This is a genomic window from Lacipirellulaceae bacterium, assembly GCA_040218535.1.
Taxonomy (GTDB): Bacteria; Planctomycetota; Planctomycetia; order Pirellulales; family Lacipirellulaceae; genus Adhaeretor.
Genome location: JAVJRG010000005.1, coordinates 806,753 through 826,153, shown reverse-complemented (window position 1 = coordinate 826,153; position 19,401 = coordinate 806,753). Strand labels below are relative to the sequence as shown.

Annotated in this window: 13 protein-coding genes; 4 read left to right on the top strand and 9 right to left on the bottom strand. The window is 55.8% G+C overall.

The window, feature by feature from the left end:
- Window positions 1-41: 41 nt before the first annotated feature.
- From RIB44_03525 to RIB44_03500, 6 genes are all read right to left on the bottom strand, one after another.
- A complete protein-coding gene (locus RIB44_03525) occupies window positions 42-1,631 on the bottom strand; it encodes a TrkH family potassium uptake protein (GenBank protein MEQ8615645.1) in 1,590 nt (529 codons plus the stop codon).
- A 78-nt stretch (window positions 1,632-1,709) separates the two neighbouring features.
- Window positions 1,710-3,050, bottom strand: a complete 1,341-nt coding sequence (gene trkA, locus RIB44_03520) for a Trk system potassium transporter TrkA (GenBank protein MEQ8615644.1) — start codon at window positions 3,048-3,050, stop codon at window positions 1,710-1,712.
- A 189-nt stretch (window positions 3,051-3,239) separates the two neighbouring features.
- On the bottom strand, window positions 3,240-4,871 hold the full coding sequence (locus RIB44_03515) for a hypothetical protein (GenBank protein MEQ8615643.1): 1,632 nt from the start codon (window positions 4,869-4,871) through the stop codon (window positions 3,240-3,242).
- On the bottom strand, window positions 4,868-6,754 hold the full coding sequence (locus RIB44_03510; GenBank protein ID MEQ8615642.1) for a hypothetical protein: 1,887 nt from the start codon (window positions 6,752-6,754) through the stop codon (window positions 4,868-4,870). Before RIB44_03510 ends, RIB44_03515 begins: the two co-directional genes overlap by 4 nt.
- Before the next feature lie 108 nt (window positions 6,755-6,862).
- Window positions 6,863-7,768, bottom strand: coding sequence for an ABC transporter ATP-binding protein (locus RIB44_03505; protein MEQ8615641.1), 906 nt, complete (start codon window positions 7,766-7,768; stop codon window positions 6,863-6,865).
- Window positions 7,769-8,056: 288 nt separating this feature from the next.
- Window positions 8,057-10,651 (bottom strand): hypothetical protein, encoded by a 2,595-nt coding sequence (locus RIB44_03500; GenBank protein MEQ8615640.1) that lies wholly within the window; start codon window positions 10,649-10,651, stop codon window positions 8,057-8,059.
- 489 nt (window positions 10,652-11,140) lie between these two features.
- Between RIB44_03500 and RIB44_03495 the strand changes: the two genes are divergently transcribed.
- Window positions 11,141-11,425 carry a transcriptional regulator gene (locus RIB44_03495; protein MEQ8615639.1) on the top strand — a complete coding sequence of 95 codons (285 nt, stop codon included), beginning with the start codon at window positions 11,141-11,143 and terminating at the stop codon, window positions 11,423-11,425.
- Window positions 11,426-11,650: 225 nt separating this feature from the next.
- A complete protein-coding gene (locus RIB44_03490; protein ID MEQ8615638.1) occupies window positions 11,651-13,114 on the top strand; it encodes a serine/threonine-protein kinase in 1,464 nt (487 codons plus the stop codon).
- A gap of 94 nt (window positions 13,115-13,208) precedes the next feature.
- Here the strand turns inward: RIB44_03490 and rpiB are convergent, their stop codons facing one another.
- Window positions 13,209-13,658, bottom strand: a complete 450-nt coding sequence (gene rpiB / locus RIB44_03485; protein MEQ8615637.1) for a ribose 5-phosphate isomerase B — start codon at window positions 13,656-13,658, stop codon at window positions 13,209-13,211.
- A 68-nt stretch (window positions 13,659-13,726) separates the two neighbouring features.
- Complete coding sequence (locus tag RIB44_03480; GenBank protein ID MEQ8615636.1) at window positions 13,727-14,890, bottom strand: L-threonylcarbamoyladenylate synthase; 1,164 nt, start codon at window positions 14,888-14,890, stop codon at window positions 13,727-13,729.
- Between the two features lie 243 nt (window positions 14,891-15,133).
- On the opposite strand from RIB44_03480, the gene RIB44_03475 reads away from it, so the two are divergent.
- Window positions 15,134-16,138 carry an NHL repeat-containing protein gene (locus RIB44_03475; GenBank protein MEQ8615635.1) on the top strand — a complete coding sequence of 335 codons (1,005 nt, stop codon included), beginning with the start codon at window positions 15,134-15,136 and terminating at the stop codon, window positions 16,136-16,138.
- 3 nt (window positions 16,139-16,141) lie between these two features.
- On the opposite strand, the gene RIB44_03470 is transcribed toward RIB44_03475, so the two are convergent.
- Window positions 16,142-16,294, bottom strand: a complete 153-nt coding sequence (locus RIB44_03470; protein MEQ8615634.1) for a hypothetical protein — start codon at window positions 16,292-16,294, stop codon at window positions 16,142-16,144.
- Window positions 16,295-16,318: 24 nt separating this feature from the next.
- Between RIB44_03470 and RIB44_03465 the strand changes: the two genes are divergently transcribed.
- Complete coding sequence (locus RIB44_03465) at window positions 16,319-19,393, top strand: VWA domain-containing protein (GenBank protein ID MEQ8615633.1); 3,075 nt, start codon at window positions 16,319-16,321, stop codon at window positions 19,391-19,393.
- The last annotated feature ends 8 nt before the right edge of the window (window positions 19,394-19,401 follow it).

Genomic DNA, 19,401 nt, shown 5'->3' with positions numbered 1-19,401 from the left:
TCGAAGAGAAATCAGCAGCGCGCGGTCCCGCGGCTAAAAAGCTAACGCGTCCGCCAGAAGCTGGGAAGCACGAGGACGAGAATCGCGAACAGTTCCAAACGCCCGAGCATCATCAGAAAAGTGAAGAGAAGTTTCGCGGGTGCCGTGAATAGGGCGTAGTTACGCGTCGGGCCAACGATGCCAACAGCCGGGCCAATATTATGCAAAGTCGCAGCAACCGCACCTGCAGAATCGATCAGTTCGTTCTCCTCGGAGAGTTCTGCCGCTTTCCAAGTGTCTGCCGGCTCAATGGCGACCAAAGCGATCCAACTGGTCACAAAAATCATCGCCACCAGGCCCACGTAAGTCAAAATCTGACGCGTGAGATCGGGATCGGTGATCGACTCGCCACCCAAACGCAAATGACGTATCACCGAAGGATGATAGGCTTTCTCAAACTCACGACCAATGATTTTCACGAACAGAATATGCCGAATGACTTTCATGCCACCGCCAGTGCTCCCAGCACAGCCGCCCACGAACATCAAGAAGATAAGAATCGCCCGTGAAGTGTCGCTCCAAAGATCGAAATCAGCGGTACCGAAGCCTGTCGTGGTGACAATCGAAACAACCTGGAAAAGAGAATCTCGGAAGGCCAGCTCCGCTTCGGCTGCACCCGATAGCTCACCTTCTGGGTCGAAGTCCGCGCGGCCCCACGTTCCTGCTCCGACAATCACCACCGTCGCCAGAAGAATTAACCCGACGTAAGTCTGCCATTCAACGTCCTTGAGCAGCGTCATCGGTTTGCCCAGACACGTTAGATAAATCAGCGTGAAATTCGTGCCAGCCAGGATCATGAACAGAATGACCGTGTATTCAATCAGCGGGGACTCAAAACCGCCAAGGCTGCTATCCAAGGTGCTAAAGCCCCCAGTTGCCATGGTCCCGAAAGAATGGCAAATCGCCTCGAACCACGTCATGCCTTCCAGCTTCAACAGCACCGCAAGGAGGACATTCAACCCAAGATAGATTCCCGCAAAGGTCCAGGCAGCGTCTTGCATCCGCTCTTGAGAACCTTCTTTGTTCGGACCGGGCATTTCGGCACGCATCATCGCTTTGCCGGCAGAGCCGTGACCAAGAATGGCGACGAACAGAACGATAATGCCAAGCCCGCCGAGAAAGTGCGTACTCGACCTCCAGAACAGCAAACAGCGTGGCACCCAGTCGGTGTTCTCAATCGCCGTGAGGACCGTCGCCCCGGTGGTACTGAAGCCCGACTGCGATTCGAACAGACACTCGGCGATGCCCATCGGTAACGGTTGGTCGTCGACACTCAGGTAAACGACACGGCCAAGAAAGAACGGCAAGCCACCAAGAATCGTCGCTAAAACCCAACTCAACCCGACCACCGCCATCGCCTCTTTGCGATAGAGGCTATCGTTGTCCTTCGCATCGCGTCCGTACCGTCGCAATCCCCAGCCAACAATTCCGCAGACAGCCATCGAAGCAATGAGGGCAATAAAACCCGCCCGTTCGAACTCTTTCTGACCGGCTCCCAAAGCTGGAAAAGCCCACGGCAGACTGAAGGCCATCGTGGCGCCAATCAACCATGAAACGATTCCCAGCAGTCGCGCGACAAGTTGGAGATTCATGGAGGTAGGCTTAGCAAAAGGAAACGGCAGCTTGAAACTCTAACACACAAACCAGGAGAATCAGAAAAACGCTAGGTCCTAGGCCTCAAAAACCTTGACCGCGTCCGCCTCTATCTCATCAGCCAGCAAGACAACCACGGTGTCACCCGCATGCAGATGATCGTCCGCGCCAGGGACACTAGCGAAACCCTCGCGAATAACCGCTGCAATTAGACATTGCTCAGGAAGATTCAAGCTGGCCAGTACGTGCTCCGTCGCGGCAGAGCCCTCCGAAACTTCCAGCTCCAGAATACTCAGTTTGCTTTCCTCACTGAGAGCCGTTTTGGAAATGACGGAACCTGTGTTGAGGTAACCGAGAACTTGCTTCGCAACAACTTCTCGCGGACTGACGGTGTGATCGATTCCAAGTTTCGAAACAACGTGAGCATAATCGGGCCTACCGACGAGCGACATGACCAACTTGGCTCCAACATCTTTCGCCTCGACGGCCGCAACAATGTTGGTTTCGTCATCGCCTGTACATGCAACAAACGCATCAGCGCTACCGACTCGTTCCTCCTCCAAGTTTGCCCGACGTGTCGCGTCGCGATTCACGACGACAGTGTGCTTGAGATGTTCGGCCAGGAACTCGCAACGCTCTCGATCTCGCTCCATGAGCACGACCGCAATCCTCGGTCCCTCAAGGGTCGCCGCCAAGTGATAACCCGTCTCCCCCCCGCCGGCAATCACGACACCTAGCTTTGAGGTCGCCTTCGCGCAGAACAGTTCCTTCACGCTTTCGACGTCTGCACGCTTTCCGATAATGGTGAGCCGATCTCCGACGTTAACCTCGTCACTCGCCCCAGCGATCCAAGTACGACCGTCGCGAGCGATCGACCCAACTCGGACACCGCGCGGCATGCCAAGATCTTGCAGTGATTTTCCAACGCACGTGCCTGACTCTGAGACAACCAGTTCATGGACCTCGAGGTCTCCGCCCGCAAGGCTTTCGACGGCTACGGAGCCGGGATGCCTAATCCGTCGGGCGAGTTCCATCGCTGTGAGATGCTCGAGGCTCAACAGACGATCAATCCCGAAGTGACGCTGGTAATCAAACGTGCTGAGATCGCGGAAAACAGGAGCGTAAACGCGAGCAACCGCCCGCCGTGCTCCCATCGCTTTGCCCATACTCGCCGCCACGATGTTCACTTCGTCGTCACCAGTAACCGCCAGCACCAAATCCGCGGAAGCGATCCCGGCTTGAAAGAGCACAGAGGACTGCGACGCTGAGCCGGTGAGTGCGCGGGCATCGACGGTTTCGTTCAACTGCTTTACGCGATTGGTATCGGTATCCACAATCGTCAGACTATGGCGATGCAGACAGAGCAGCGAAGAGATCGAGCCTCCAACAGTTCCTGCACCTAGAACAACTATACGCATCGTTAAACCGTGAACGAGAAAGCCGGGAACGGAAAGAACTTATCAAGCTTTGAAAGTTGCTGATTCTAAGCTTGGTCGAATTCGGAAGAAAGGCGGATTTCAGCAGCGTCTCGGCAATACGCCAAACTTCGGCTGGATACTCAAGAGCATCAGCGGCTGCGAAAGGTACTCACTGTTCTCCCAACCGGACTAGCGGAACATGTCAGCCGGATTAACCAGAGGGCGTTCCTGTTCTGGGAGGTTTGCAGGGTCCGACTGACGACCACGATACTTCTCGAAAGCTGCCGTAAGAGAACGGCTATCCGAATTCGCCTCGACAATGTCCCACAGCGGGAAGGCATCGCCAATCTCAGGATCAGCCAAGCCGAGGTCAAGCTGAGCGAGAAGTTTCTCGTAGTCTTCTAGGTGCTCCATGATGTCGCTACCGATCGAAGAGTCAGGCTCGATATCGGGGTACTGGTCCAAAGCACTCGCCCAGAGTTCGAAGCTGCGGTCGTAAAGCCGCTTCGCTTCTTGGGGAGCCCCCTCTTCGAACTCTTGATTCGCTTCATATGCCAACTCACGCGCTTCGAGGACATCACGATCTTGCTCAAACTCGCATCGATCTTCCCAGAAAACGTAAGCGGTCGTATCGCGATTTGTCCTTATATAGCGTTCCCGCGCGACGGCGTCGGAAATACGTGCGATCAGACGCCTCGCTTCAACCGCCTTGTCGGGCTGAGTACGGGCAAGCTCATCGGCGACACGTTCGTAGGTAATGTCGAGTCGATCCGAAGCGGCGGTCGCGAGCTTCGATTGCGCGGGCGTTCGCTCCATGATATCGACGTTCATGGCGTTGCGTTCTTCTTCGGTAATCGAGGCCTCGGCTTCTTCACGCATTCGCGTGATTAAGCCGGGATCCAATCGATCAAGTTGCTCACCCAGGTCCTGAGCTTCCTGTTGCCATTTCTCGAGATCTGCCAGCCGAATCATCATTCCGTTGCTCGCGCGGAGCTCTCGGTTGCCAAATCTCAACCATTCATCGTAGGCATCTTCCCAAGCGTCTTTGGCCCGACGCCCAAAGATTCCTTCTTCCTCGATCGCGTCTGCGTAACTAATGAGTGAACGGGCCGGTTTCTCAAAGAACACCGAGGGCGTCTTATTGCCGATGCTGCCACGTTTCGAGTCGGCTGCTTCTACACCTTGATCGTAGTAGATCTTCGACACGAGCCAGCTATCACGCTGAGATTGGGGTCGATCGGCGGGGTGAAAGTCGTCGTCAGACTTGAACAACTTCCGATACAGCACGTGCTCGTCGGCACGTCCAATCTTATTGCCGATAAACCAACCTAACTCATCAAGCAGGTACGGACTGTCGCGGATGAAGCCGGTCCCTTCCTTGAGGAATTCGATTCCCTTCCGCACGTAGTAGTAACGATCTTCGACCGCGTCGACTTCGACCGAGACGTTGTAGCTGAGGTTCCAAGCTTGATAACGCCAGAACGAGACGAAGTAAGGCTGCAAACGAGAGAGTTGTCGGAGCGTTTCACTGAACTCGGTCCAGTTCTCCGTCATCTTGAAGTGGTTGGCTTTGTTCCACAGCATCGTCACTGCGATACCGCGCATGCCGAGAGTGGCTAGGCGAATCGTTTCACTCGCCGGGTCGATCTCGCCGAGGTTCGCTTGCCCCAGGCGGTTCTCATTACGTAACTGCGCGAGTGTTCCGCCCTGGTTACCCTGCGAGCTAACGGCGGGGGCTCCCAGAAGAGCGATCGGATAGAGCAGCAGCGCGATGATCACGCCATAAGCGATCTTGCGATAGTAAGAACTACGACGGTTCATCGAGCAACCTCACGCGTTCTCAAAAGGAAGTACCCAAGAATGGAACAACCGACCACGTACCCTCCACAAACTGTTAGGTCCTGGAGGATACGGTCCCAGGGCATATTATACCCGTCAGCGGCATAGTTCGAGCCGTCAAGATAACTCAAGTCTGGCAACAGCTGTCCAACGCCCCACATGAATGGCCGGGCAATAAACTGGTCGATAAAGAGGACAATTGTCGTTCCTAGGCTTTCGTCGAGCTTCGTTACCATATTCGCTTGCTTCTGCATCCGGACGAGTGCTTCGGCTGGTCCGCCACCAAAGGCGGTTCCATTGGCAACACTCAAGAAGAACTCGCGATAGAAACCTAGGATAATGAAAGCTGCTGTAAACAGCATTGCGACCGAACCGCTGACTAAGGGGCTGATCGCAACCCCCACGGAAATGATGATGACCATCTGAACCCAGATGCACAGGTGCACTTTGATAAAGTTCAGCAGGGGAGAACCTTCGGGCTTTCTGATGTAGAGATCCGCTTGGGCGAAGCCAAAATACTGACCGCCCTCAGCACATTTGACGAGGACTTCAAGTTCGCCCGACTTCGAAACGAGATCGTCGATCAGATCGATCTCTTCGCTATTTCCATCCGCATCAGGCTCAGAGAGTTGGGCGCGAGCGATGTCCACCTCATCAATCTGAGCATCTTTCGCCTGAAAGGTAATCTTATCGCTAGCGAGACCAGTCTCAGGATTACGGAAATGAATCGTTCCAGAAATTGGGCGACCGATAACGCCCTTGTGGGTCTTAAATACCCGGACGACGATTGCCAACGGCAACACTTCGCCGACCTTCTCACCTTGCTCGTCAACTTGGTTCAGCAGCACACTTTCGTTGACGTCATTAAACTTCCAGATCGCTGTGGCAAGAGTGTTACCATCAATGAAGCTGCGATAGGCCCATTCGTTGCCGACACTGATACCGCGGTCTTTTGGAACGCCAGTGCGGTCGACAAAAGATAATTCGCCGTACTCGGGATCGCGGGCTTTCATGATCCCCTGGGCGGATCCAACCGTGAGGCTGTCGTCCGTGGTGCCAGCTACCTCGTGCGTGTGTCCACTTTCGATAGCCGCCAACCCTTGTCCTTCGGGGGAAACCTCAAACTGGTGGCGATGCCCTGCAGAGTTGGTGGTTCGCCCAGAACGCCCCTGGTCCTCACCAGCGGAATTTGTGATTCGCTCGACACTTTCCAATTCAGCTTCGTGCGTGTGATCGAGCGAGCGGGTCACGAACAGGTAATTGCAAAGGCCCATCGCGGCCAGTAGCAACGTTCCGATCGCGGTGAATCCTAAGATCCGACCAAGGATGATTTCGCCAGCTCGGACGGGTTTCGTAACAACCGTGTAAATCGTCTTGGTCTTGAAGTCGCCCGGCAGGCTAAACGCGCTAATGAGCAGTGCGATCAGCAATGTCAAATAAGTCGTCGCGGTCAGCACGAAGCTGAGGTAAAGCCTCGCGGGTTTTGCGTGTTCGACACTCAGGAACCAACCGGCAAAGAGTAAAAGCACAAGATAGATCGCTAGTGCAATGACAATTTTCTTTCGCCACGCTTCCTTCATCGCCAGTTTGGCGAGCGCAAAGACGCGGCTCGGCGAGGTTGCTGAAAGCTCGCTGATGCCACCCTTGAGCGTCTGATAGACGCGGTCCCCAGCGTGCAGGACGTTACCGATGAATCCATAGCGTTGCTCGTTTCGCAACAACGAAACCAAGAAGCCAAGCAGGATGGCAAGAAGTCCCAACCCGGCAACCACGGCAAGGAAAATCGGTAGTGCGCCGATCTTGCTGTCACCACCTCCGGTCGTGAGCCATTCAAGGTAAGGATAGATTTCGCGTTCAAGAACCATGGATAGCGGGCGTTTGCCAGTGTGTTGTTTCGATGATGCCGCTCGAAGTTTTTAGAACCAAAATAGGTGAGCGATCTACTGTCGTCCGTGGGCGAGTCTTTGCGGGGGTTATTCTGAAGCGGCCGGTTCCGTGCTCTCGACATTACCGCGTCGACCGGGCCGTGCCTCGCTGTCGCGGACAATCGACAGGAACAAATCTTCGAGCGTTGTGGTTGGGTTACTCATTTCGAGGAGTTCGCCTTGATGCCGCGAGATGCAGTCGCGTATCTCCTGCTGACATTCGTCGGAAAGACCCTTCGCTTTCACTTGGGTTACGTCTGCCACGGTTAGCAATGAATCAACGCGACCAAGCTCTTTCAGTTCTCCCTGATGCAGAATGGCGATGCGATCACAGACGTCCTGAACATCGGCCAGCAAGTGGCTGCACATGACGACCGTTTTCCCTTCTTCCTTGAGCCGCAAGATCATGTCCTTCATCTCGCGGGTACCAATCGGATCGAGCCCACTGGTGGGTTCGTCCAGCAAGATGAGCTCAGGGTCGTTAATCAGTGCTTGGGCGAGGCCAATACGACGAGTCATTCCCTTTGAGTATTCCTGCAACTGACGCTTGCGGGCGTGGTTGAGACCAACCAAATTGATTAGCTCGTCAGTTCGTTTCGCACGGACATCAGCGGGCATGTCAAACAGACGGCCGTAGAAGTCGAGCGTCTCTTCAGCGTTCAGAAAACGATAGAGGTACGACTCTTCAGGCAGATAGCCGAGTCGCTCGTTCTTGCTGACATCCGAGGCATCTTTGCCGAACAGGAGCGCCTCGCCTTCGGTGGGGAAGAGCAGACCCAAGAGCAACTTGATGGTCGTGGTCTTCCCGGAGCCGTTCGGCCCGAGCAAGCCAAAAACTTCCCCGCGCTTTACTTCCAGGTCTAACGACTTCAGTGCGCGAACCTTCGAGCGTCCCCAAAAGTCGCGATAAACTTTTGAAAGGGCTCGTGTTTGAACTACGGTTTCTTCGCTCATGTGGATTCTTCGCAAGTGTGTTGCGTCTGTTGCCTAAACACTTCGCTGCCGCGATAGGATCGTTAATCGAATGTCGCACATCGTCTCCCGCTGGAAAGCGGAACTAAGAGGAGAAGCCCTCTCAAGACAAGCCAACGGCGAGGGGGAAAGCCGCCGCCAGTCAACTTCGTGCCAATCTCTCTGAACAGGCCAGTATAAATCCCGTTTCCAGGGTCAACAAGGATGTTCGCCCTGGCGTCCGATAACGGAGGCCAAAGAAGGAGATAGGCCGCCTAACACTCAAACAGACTAACGCCGGCCCGAGAAGCCGCTGTTGGCAGATCGCAGCTTGGGCAACTTCTGGACGGGTCCCTCCAATCGGGTCACTGGCGTGACGCGAAACTGCAGGTCGTCGATTTCAGCAGTTCCCGCTCCACCGAGAGCGAACGTTAGGTCGATCTGATCCGACGAACCAGCCAAACGCACCAAATGAAAGTCTTTCCATGAAGGGCTCTCGCGGATACGCAAGGCAGAGCTCTCCCCTCCTAGAGAATCGAAGATGAGCAGGCCGCCGAAAACACCCAGTGGTTGCTCGCGAACTCGAACTTTGCCGGTTATCTCGATCATGCTGCTCGCGGCGAGCGGGATGTCGGGGGAAGTGACCCAAACCGGCGGTGTCGGAGCATGGGCTGGCCGCGTTTGAGATTGGCCCGCATTACAAACCAGCTTCAAGCAATAGTTTCCCTCCGACGGTGCTTCGCCAGACAACCTTACCGAAGTTGTCAGGCCGGGGGACGCATGCTGGAGATGCCTCCATCCGTTGCTGAGAAGATTCTCCAAGTCTTCGAAGCTACCTCCGGCAACTTTTTGCCACGGGGCTCGAGAACGTGCCGCTGCTTGTCGAAGCCGATGGGTGGCTGGCAAGGTCGACCAGGTTGTCGGCCAAGGAATTTCGCCGGGTGGTATTCCGGCGAGCATTTGTCTTGCGAGATTCTCCCTAGTTTGATTGAGCAACCGCTCTGCTTGCTGAATGGAAGCTAACGCCGCCTTGTAATTTCTCGCTTGCCTTTGCGAGTCGCTATGCCGAAGCAAAGTGTCAAGCTGGGCCATCACCGCGGCGACATTCGAGTCTGCCAGGAAAATCGTCGGCAAAGCTGCCAGCGCTCGCTCCGCATCCTCAACCTCATAGCGGAGAAGATCGTACCGTAACTTCGCTGCTCGGCCTTTGTGCTTTTGCAAGTACCGGCCTACCTGTGCAATCGCACTCGGGTCTTGCGTTAGTAACAACATGGCATCACGCGGAAGGTTCGTGCAGCTAACTCGAATTCCACCAGTCACACGTTGCGTTCGCAAACGCTTGGGTCCGTCCCAGGCCAGCAAGTAAGCGTCAATCGACTCGGGAACTCCTGACACCAAGATGGAGATCGTTGACGACGCGATCGTAGGGGCGTTTCTGCTTGCATGGGTGGCTCCCGCGTTCCAGTGAATTGGGATCAAGAGGTGAGAGCGTTCTGTTTCTAACGCGACTGCCGTCACACCTGGAACAGAGGTTTGAGCCTGCCCTGGCTTGCCCGAGTCGAGCCAAGGCTCTGCTAATCCAAGCCGAAGATTCACTAGTTCCGCCGCTGCGGCTCGCTTCTTGGCATTGCGGTCGGTTGTGGCAAGGTTTTGCTGCGACTCAAAGTAAAAACCACGCGGTCGACAACCCATTGAGGCAAAAGCGGTATCGAGGAGCTCGTGATAGCCCACCGACTCGAAGTTTTTTGCACCGGCCCAAATCGCGGAGACTTGCTGCACTTGCGCCGGCGCGTACTGCGTATTCAGATTGACCCAGAACTTACTGCCCGGACAGCAATGCCGCTGCGTGCCGCTTAGTTGTTGAGCGAAATCGGCAAGTGTAGCCGTTGAACCGGCCTGTTTGCTTCCCAAGAGGAGGAGATCGCTCGAACGACTTGCCCGACGTAAGCTTGTCTTGGGACGCAACAGAGTTGGTCGATCCGTTACCGACTCACGCTGCGTGAGTTGCCGCTTCAATCCTCGGACTTCATCAACTTGGTCGTTACTAACGATCTCTCCAAGGTCCCACGCTAAGACCCCGTCGTACTGGCTGCCAATACTCGGCTCACCATTGCTGAGAATCGGTCCAGGAGGACAGATCAGAAACAGCCCTGCTTGCCGAGCTTCTTCAAGTTGTTCCGCCGCAGGTGTTTCAGAAAGACTTGCCGCGTCGAAGCCGAGCTCACGGACCTTTTCAAACGGTTCGCCTTGCCACTGGAGGATGCGAGGGATTCTCGGGCGCGACAATTGATCGACAGCGCCTCTGGTAACGGAGGCTCGACGCGTCGCTTGATCGAGGCGTGCGCGACTGGAATGGAAGACGCCGTGCATGGCGATCTCGTCAACGATAAGCTCTGTTCCGCTTCTGGAACCGGGAACTAGGAAGACCAACTCCTGGAGGATGGCACCGCGCTCGTCGATGAGACTGCCGTGCTTAGCCCGGGCTACACGGGCTTGGCGCGCTAGCTCCTTTGACAGGTCTCCCAGTTTCATTTTCTCCCAAAGTAAGCCTTGTGAGCTGGCCGGACCTACCAGTAACAACTGGTAGGGTTTTCCCGTTTCTGGGTTGATACTTCTTGGCAACGAGACTCGTGCGGCAATTCGTACTCCTGGTCGATTACATCGCAACCAAACCTGAACCACCAACTCATCGATTACCGGAGTGCTTGGAAGAGAATAAGCGACTTTCGTTGTACTTCCTGGTGCAGCGAGGAACTGAATTCGCTCCGCTGGGCTGTTCTGTCGTCCGCCTGTTTCTTGAACGGACTGCCCGAGAAGGCGGGCGTTCGCTCCCTCTTCGCTCACTCGCAAACTGGGTTTCTTGCCCCCCATATCGTCCAAGAGCACAGGAGCCTGAGCTCCCAAGAGTCTAGGAGCAAGCACGACCAGGAGAGAAAGGAGAAAGCCCGCACGCGCGGCAATCTTTACCGAACAGCGTAAGGCGGAAACTCTGGAGAAGACCGCGACGCAAGAAGAGTGTCCCCATTCCATAGATTTGGTTCACAAGGCTTCGAGAATTGCTAGGGAACCTCACCAAGTCCTTGACCGTATTGGTGACGGTGAGAATATTGATTCATAAGTACAACATCGCTCGGGCGCTACATATCGCCCCTAAGTCGTGCTTGTATCAAGCGTTGTGGCTGGGAGCCAGATCATTTGTGGCGTTTGGGCATCATGGTGGATGGCTTGGGCCAGTTTTCAGACCAGATGCTTGATCCGATGCAAGTCGCGACGTTACAATGACTTACGGTGGGCAGCAGCAGTGCGGGAACGGGTTTCGGTATGCGGCGTGCTTTTCTCGTCCCCCATCAAACTCATCAATTCGGAGATGCACCCATGAGCCACCTGCCCTCATCGACCGCCACAGAAGTCCAAGTGCCAGCAGATCTTGAGAAACTGGCCGCCGCGATCCAGTCGCTCCCCGAGCCCTATGCTAGCGAAGTTGCCCCTCTCGTCGATGCCGTGGTCGAAAGCACCAAACGCCGTCGTCGTATTTTGACGCTCGTTCAAGATGCCCTCAGCCAGCTTCGCCTCGACATGAAGTACTTGATGTTCGATCTCGAAGCCACTCGACGCGAGCGTGATGAGTTTCAGGCGAAGCTTGAAGAGACCGAAGGCTAACCGAGTAGTTTTGCACAAAACTACCGAGCCTCGTATGAATCTTCGTGCTCTTGCGATGGGTCACTTCGACCAAATGACTCGATAGCTCTTTTCTGCTATTGTTTAGATATCGTTGGGGCTAATCATTTTGTTCTATCCTCCTCGCAGCACCTCTTTAAGGCTGTTGCGACTAGCAACCGGCAAGGTAGTGCCAGCTGGTTGAGATGACGGGACCGACTAGGCAACATGGGCGATTTAACTGCGGAAAAACTTGCCCAACGCGCCATCGACGTGAACGTGGTCACCGAGTCTGACTTGCAGCCCGTTTGGAGTGAGTTCGGTACCCGAAATGTGGAACTGGAACCCTTCAAGCAATCGCTCCTCAGAAGCGGCCTGCTGACCAACTACCAGCTTGATCGCCTGTGCGACGGACAGCGCACCGGTTTCTTCTACGGCGACTATAAAATTCTTTACGGCGTGGGTGCCGGGACCTTTGCTCGCGTTTTTCGCGCGACTCACAAAGTGACTGGCGAACAGTACGCGATTAAAGTTCTTCGCAAACGCTATAGCAGCGTTCCTGAAGAGGCAGAGCTATTCCGTCGTGAGGGCGAGCTTGGGATGCAGCTGAAGCACCCCAATATCGTTTCGATTCACGAGGTCTACTCGAAAGGCTCCGTCCACTACCTCGTTATGGATTTCGTAGAAGGTCGCAATCTGCGTGACTTCTACAAGGTGCGAGGCAAGTTCGATCCGATCGAAGCTACCCGAATTGTCACGGGCATGATGGCCGGCCTGCATCATGCGTTTCAGCATGGGGTGTCGCATCGCGACTTGAAGATGTCGAACGTGATCCTCTCCAGTGACGGTGAGGCGAAGCTTGTGGATTTCGGACTTGCAGGGCTCGGTGGTGCCGACGCCGACGATGTGAATCCTCGCACGATTGACTACGCGGGACTCGAGCGTTCAACCAACGTCCGCAAAGATGACGCACGCAGCGATATCTTTTTCGTAGGCAGCATCTACTACCAACTGCTAAGCGGCCGCCCTGCCCTCAGCGAAACCCGCGAACGTGCTCAACGCCTCGCCAAGAGTCGCTTCAAAGATATTAAGCCGATCAACACCGTAGCGCCAGATGTTCCGCTCGCTCTTGCACGCGTTGTGGGCAAGGCCTTGGAGTTCGATCCGAATCGCCGGTATCAAACACCCGGAGAGATGTTGGCAGACCTGAAGCTAGCTGCAAAACGTGTCGCCGAGGGCGTCGGAGGATCGGTCGAAACCGAACAGGCTGGCAAGAAGCTCGAAGGCCACAACGAGCAGGGTGAGTCGCGCCGGCTGATGATCGTCGAAAGCGACGTGAAGATGCAGGATCTTTTCCGCAAGCTCTTCAAAACTTGTGGCTACCGAGTGCTGGTGACCAGCTCGCCCGATCGAATTTTCGAAAGTCTGTACACCGATGCCAGCTCAATCGACATCCTGCTCATCTGTACGGGCGAAATTGGTGAGGAAGCGCTTGAGGCGTTCAACCGATTAGGGCACGAAACGGCTACGAAGCACCTACCAGCCGTCTTGCTTCTGGGCGACCAGCACATGAGCTGGGCTAGCAAAGTCGAAACCTCGCCCCATCATCTGGCCGTGAAGATGCCCGTGAAGTCGAAGCAGCTTCGTGCTGCTTTGCTAAAGGCCAACAATGCTGCCGCTAGTGTCGCTTAATGACGCTGGTGTCAACAAACGCAAATGGCACACTGGCGAGAATGGCACGCTGGGGGCTCGCGGGGCTCGTCCCCAGCCACCCGAATTCGATGATCTAGCCGCAGTTACGTTCTTCCGCTTGGCCAATCTTATCGATACGGCGTTGATGGCGTCCGCCTTCGAACTCGGTATCGACCCAGATCTCGACCATCCGTTCTACCGAACGGGGACTAAGCATATCTGCTGAGAGGCAGAGGACGTTCAGGTCGTTGTGGCGGCGGCTAATCTCCGCGGTGACTTCATCGGTGCAGGTCGCTGCGCGAACACCTTTGAATTTATTAGCCGTGATCGCCATTCCGATTCCGGTGCCGCAGATCAAAATGCCGCGTTCGACTTCGCCCTTGCTCACTTTCTCTGCCACGACGACAGCGAAGTCTGGGTAGTCGACGGCTTCCTGAGTGCAGGTACCGACATCCTCGACTTCGTGCCCTTTTGTTTCGAGCAAGCCGGTAAGTTTCTCTTTGAGATGGAATCCACGGTGGTCGCTACCGATCGCAAAACGCATGGCTGAGACCTCCTCGTCAAATGATTTTCAGTTTCTAGTTTCGTCGGTTGGTCGAAGCGACCAAAGTCTCACGAAATCTGCGAGACAATTTCGTCTAAGCGTTGCTGCAAAGCTTGTTCGATCTGTGCGGCGCACTTCCGGTAAACCTCTAGGGGCGCTCCAATCGGATCACCGATATCGCCCCCGTCGCTCCGCAAGGTCTTTGTCTTGGTTTCTAGTTGCGGCCATGTTCTCAGAATTGCATCGCGATGGACATTCGTCAGCGTCAGGATGAGGTCGGCATCGTTCGCCAGCTTGTCCACCAAGGGTTGCGAGCCATGCCCCGTGATATCTCCACCCATTTCCCCGACGATCTCAACGGCCTCGGGCGAAGCTGGAGATCCGGGAGCGGCAGCCACACCCGCCGAACTCACCTGCACACCTCGTTCTTCAAGTTCACTGATGGCGCACTTCATCTGCTCTGCCAATAGCTTCTTCAAAATAGCTTCAGCCATCGGACTACGACAAGTGTTGCCAGTGCAGACCACAAGTACGAGCATATTGGAAAGTCTCTTCAGTGCCGTTTCGGGGACTACCCCTTCTCGCAAACGTTTCCAGCCATTGCCATCCGCGGCAACGACCGTCGAGGGTTGCCCGTAGTGGCAAGCTCCGTCATCGAGTACGAGTTCTACATATTGTTTTAGGCTTTCTGCCGCTGCTTTTCCATCGACTGCCGGTGGTTGGCCACTTCGATTCACACTCGTCAGCACCAACGGTCCGGCGAGCATGCGTAGCACTTCGTGAATCAACGGGTGCGCTGGAACACGAATTCCGATACGGCCCTCCGGCGAGATTGCTGTCCTCACTCGCTCGTCGCAATGCTCGATGAGGCTTGCCGGGGTCGAACTGTCCTCGCTCGCATAGGGCACAACAAGTGTCACCGGCCCAGGCCAACAACGTCGAGCCAAACGCCCCGCCGCCCGCATGGAAGTACCAGCAGCCGCCAAACAAGGGGCATAGTCGAGCGCGTCGTCGTAACTTTTCACCGCCAGCGAAAGCGGATCGCCCTGTGACCTGCCTTTTGCCGCACAGACACGGTCCACGGCATCAGGATGCTGCACACTGGCGGCAACGCTGTAGACCGTCTCCGTCGGGAAAACGACCAGTTTCCCCTCCGCTAACGTCTGAACGGCTCGGTGGACAATATCACGACTGTCGGACGCCTGACGCAGATTAATAACCAAAGGCGGCATAAGCAGCGTCTAGCGAACATCGGAATTTACGCGGAGCGGCAGGTTTCCTTCCACGTGAACAGGAGAGGGTAATCGACCTACAACGTGGACGGTATACTTACGCTAAGCCCGTACCCACTTGGTACAAACCGTCTCAGCAATATATCGCCTCTTTTCGGGCATGGTCAAGTCAACGCGATGGCAGCCAGCTCGCAGAAATCACCATTGTCTAAGCCTGTTAGCCAATCCCGAATGTTTATTCGCTTGTCTATTCCAAGCGATCGCCCCCGTTGGACTCACCAGGGCCAATGTGACGGCAGCGCGAGCCTTCGACGGTTCACACTCGGGATACTTCTGCTGCTCGTAAGTGTCACGCTAGGTTGCACAGGCGGTGCGGGAGACAACCCGGCTGGCAAGGTTGAAGCCATTTGGGGCAAGCAAGGCGTGAAGGAAGGCGACTTGCAGAAGCCGCGAGCAGCAGCGATCGACCCCGAAGGAAATCTGTATCTGGTCGACATGACGGCTCGCATCCAGGTTTACGATGCGGAAGGAAAGTACCTACGCGGCTGGAAGACTCCCGTCTCGACGAATGGTCGTCCTTCAGGTCTAAGTTTTGACGGCCAGGGGCGTTTGCTGGTGGCTGATACGCACTACTACCGTGTGCTCAAGTACGCGACCGATGGGACACTACTCGAGGAAGAAACGCTTGGTGGCACCCAAGGGGAAGCCGCTGGTGAGTTCGGGTTCGTGACCGATGCGGTCGAAGATTCCCAGGGAAATCTCTATATCGGCGAGTACGGAACGAACGATCGAATTCAAAAGTTTTCTCCCGAAGGCGAGTTTCTCATGCAGTGGGGGGGTCACGGAGAGAGCTTGGGGCAGTTTCGGCGTCCGCAGAATCTAGCCCTCGAATCAGGAACCCCTGAGGGAGACCGCATCTGGGTCGTCGATGCTTGCAATCATCGGGTGCAAGCGTTTGATACGGAAGGCAAGCTGTTGGTGAGTTGGGGAAAAGAGGGGAGTGGCCCCGGAGAGCTTTACTATCCCTACGATCTTGCCTTCGACGAAGATGGCAATCTTTACATCTGCGAGTACGGCAACCACCGCGTCCAGAAGTTTACGCAAGAGGGAAAGTCGTTAGGAATCTGGGGCACGAATGGCCGCGAACCGGGCCAACTGCATAACCCCTGGGCACTCGCACGAGACAAGCAAGGGCGGCTATTTGTTGTTGACTCAAATAATCACCGAGTGCAACGGATCAGATTTTGATAGTTACGATGAGTCCAGCCGTTCAAAGTCTGTCATTCCGAAGGGAGGCTCGCCGACCGAGGAATCCGGTTTGCGCTCTTGTTCGCGATGCCAGCGAACCAGAGTACGGGCCGGATTCCTCGGTCGCTGTCGCTCGGTCGGAATGACATGAATCATCGTCGTTCGCTACAATAAGTCTACATGTTCGAGCATAGCCTTACCTTCGATAGCCCTGAGTATCTGCTTCTGCTGGCAGTGATTCCGCTCATGTGGTGGCTTGGCTATCGCAGCCTGGCGGGGCTGGGAAGGTGGCGGCGTTGGTTGGCACTAGGGTTGAGGACCTTGGTGTCCCTGCTGATCGTATTCGCACTGGCAGACGTGCAGTATCAACGCAAGAGCGACCGGCTCTCGGTGGTCTATCTGCTCGACCAGTCTTTGAGTATTCCCGCGGAACTTCGCGAGGAAATGCTCCAGTATGTGCGCGATTCGTTGGAGACACATGCTCAAAGTGATCGGAACGATCGTTATGCAGTCGTCCTCTTCGGACGCGACGCTGATGTTGAGGTTCCGCTTGTCGACGTCAACATTCCTGTTGGCAGAGTAGAGACGCTACTCGATCCTGAGTACACCGACCTAGGAACCGCCATCCAACGTGCTCAGTCGATCTTTCAGGACGATGCCGCTCAGCGAATCGTTCTGGTAACCGACGGCAACCAGAATCTTGGGGATGCTTATCGCGAAGCACGCTCGGCAACCGATTCGGGAACGAGCCTCTGGGTCGTCCCCGTGATGCTGCCTCCGCGGAGCGAAGTCGCGGTCGAGAAAGTCGACCTACCCGCCGGTGTCCGGCGTGGGCAACCGTTCGAGATGCGGGTCGTCTTGAATAACGATGATCCCGACCCGAACGGAAAACCGGTTCAGGGAAAACTACGAATCGTTCGCCGCGCTGGTGATCGCGAAGAGCCGCTCAGCGAACAGACCGTGCAGCTTCCTCCCGGTAAGCGCGTGTTCTCCATTTCGGAGAAGATCGACCAACCTGACTTTTACACGTACATCGCGCGTTTCTCCCCGGAAGACACCGCTGACGATGGGATGACCCAAAACAACCGTGCTACGGCCTTTACTCACGTGCGAGGAAAGGGGCACGTCCTGCTCATCGAAAACTGGGAAACGCCTGGCAAGTTCGACACGATGGCCCAGCGCCTGCGAGAGAAAGAGATCGAAGTCACGGTGCGTGGCAGCGATCAACTCTTTACCTCGCTTGCGGAACTGCAACGCTACGACGCGGTGGTTTTAGGGAATGTCTCGCGAAGCTCTGGTTCAGACGCGGACAACGTCGCCAGTTTTTCTGACGCACAGATCGACATGTTGGTGCGGAATACCCGCGAGTTAGGTTGTGGCTTGGTGATGATTGGCGGGCCCGACACGTACGGAGCGGGAGGCTGGAATGGCACGGAGTTGGAAAAGGCGATGCCGGTCGACTTCCAGATCAAGAGCACCAAGGTCGTTCCCGTGGGAGCCCTCGTGCTGATGATGCACGCCGGCGAGATGCCCAAGAGCAACTACTGGCAAAAACGCATTTCGGTGGAATCGATCAAGCTGCTCGGCAATCGCGACTTCTGCGGCATGGTGCAGTGGAACGGCCGAGACCAGTGGCTGTGGGGCAAGGACAAAGGTGGCATGCTGCGGGCCGGACCGAATCGCAAGATGATGCTCGCCCGAATTGATCGTATGGCGATTGGCGACATGCCGGCTTTTGATGGGTCGATGGCGATGGCTGCGAAAGCGTTCGCCGGGTTGCCGCCCGGCGAAGTTGCCGTGAAGCACATGATTATCATCAGCGATGGCGACCCCACGCCACCAAAGCCTTCGACGATCAAGGCACTGATTCAGCAGAAAGCAAAGGTCTCTACCGTCGCCGTGCGCTCCCATGGCAATCTCGGGAGCAAGACAATGCAAGATATTGCTAAGCAAACTGGCGGCAAGTACTACGCCGTGAACAGCGCGAATGCCTTGCCCAAGATTTACCAGAAGGAAGCTCGTCGCGTCTCGCGACCGTTGCTTTATTACCCGAAACCTCCTGTCAGCCCGTACGAAGTCACGCCGCATGACATTCTGAAAGGAATCGACGTGGAGTCGATTCCTCCAATCAGCGGCTTCGTGCTGACGACCATCAAAGAGAATCCGCTGGTCGAGACGATCCTACGGTCGCCTAGCCCCGAAATGGAAAAGAACGCCACGGTACTCGCCAGTTGGACCTATGGAGCGGGTCGCTCTGTGGCATTAACCACTGACGCAGGCGACCAGTGGGCCAGTTCGTGGACCGCGTGGGAAGGTTACGACAAACTGTTCAGCCAAATGATCCGCTGGGCGATGCGGCCTTCGGGAGACACCGGCAACTACACCGTGGCGACCGACGTCCGCGATGGCAAAACGCAAATCGTGATCACGGCGCTCGACTCTGAGGATGAGTTCCTCAACGATCAATCAATGACCGCCACGGTTGTTTCACCCGACAACAAGCCGATGCCCGTCCGCATCGAACAGACTGCCCCTGGGCGATATGTCGGCGAGTTCGATTCCGAGCAAGCGGGAAGCTACCTCGTGATGGTCAGCCCGGCTGCTGGACAAGCGCCGATCCGCACTGGCGTGAACATCGGCTATTCCGCTGAGTATCGCAGCCAGGAAACCAACACGACACTCCTGGAATCGCTCGCTGAACTCCCCGCAGGGGATGGTCCAACCGGAGAGTTTCTCACGGACGGACTCACCAATACCTCGATCGAGAACGCTCCCAATCCATTCCGATTCGATTTGCCGCCCGCGGTTGCGAATCAATCGATCTGGCCGTGGTTGGTCGTCGTCGGAAGCTGCCTGTTCTGGGCCGACGTTTTCATCCGCCGCGTGCAAATCAATCTCGACTGGCTAAAACCTGTCTGGGTGAAGGTGACCGACTTCGTTCTCCGCCGCCAAACGGAAGCCCCCGTTCCTGAGACCATGTCGCGCCTTCGCAGCCGCAAGCAAGAAGTCGGCCAACAGATTGCCAGCCGAAAAGCTTCCACCCGTTTTGAGGAAAAAGAGCCAGAACCAAGCGAACGCCCTCCAGTCGACTCGCCCCAAGCAACCCAGGCAGCGCCGCCAAAGCCGGCGTCGAAACCGAAAGCGATGGGGCAAGAAGAACAAGAAGCCGGCGAAGAGACTTCATATACTGAGCGATTGTTGAAAGCGAAGAAGCAGGTTTGGCGAGATCGGGATAAGAATCAAGGTGATGACTAAATCACAGA

Excerpts from the sequence above, each read along its gene's own strand:
- RIB44_03515 (MEQ8615643.1), bottom strand. The coding sequence starts at position 4,871 with ATGAACCGTCGTAGTTCTTACTATCGCAAGATCGCTTATGGCGTGATC.
- trkA (MEQ8615644.1), bottom strand. The coding sequence starts at position 3,050 with ATGCGTATAGTTGTTCTAGGTGCAGGAACTGTTGGAGGCTCGATCTCT.
- RIB44_03505 (MEQ8615641.1), bottom strand. The coding sequence starts at position 7,768 with ATGAGCGAAGAAACCGTAGTTCAAACACGAGCCCTTTCAAAAGTTTAT.
- RIB44_03480 (MEQ8615636.1), bottom strand. The coding sequence starts at position 14,890 with ATGCCGCCTTTGGTTATTAATCTGCGTCAGGCGTCCGACAGTCGTGAT.
- RIB44_03495 (MEQ8615639.1), top strand. The coding sequence starts at position 11,141 with ATGAGCCACCTGCCCTCATCGACCGCCACAGAAGTCCAAGTGCCAGCA.
- RIB44_03465 (MEQ8615633.1), top strand. The coding sequence starts at position 16,319 with ATGTTCGAGCATAGCCTTACCTTCGATAGCCCTGAGTATCTGCTTCTG.
- RIB44_03470 (MEQ8615634.1), bottom strand. The coding sequence starts at position 16,294 with ATGATTCATGTCATTCCGACCGAGCGACAGCGACCGAGGAATCCGGCC.
- rpiB (MEQ8615637.1), bottom strand. The coding sequence starts at position 13,658 with ATGCGTTTTGCGATCGGTAGCGACCACCGTGGATTCCATCTCAAAGAG.
- RIB44_03525 (MEQ8615645.1), bottom strand. The coding sequence starts at position 1,631 with ATGAATCTCCAACTTGTCGCGCGACTGCTGGGAATCGTTTCATGGTTG.
- RIB44_03510 (MEQ8615642.1), bottom strand. The coding sequence starts at position 6,754 with ATGGTTCTTGAACGCGAAATCTATCCTTACCTTGAATGGCTCACGACC.
- RIB44_03490 (MEQ8615638.1), top strand. The coding sequence starts at position 11,651 with ATGGGCGATTTAACTGCGGAAAAACTTGCCCAACGCGCCATCGACGTG.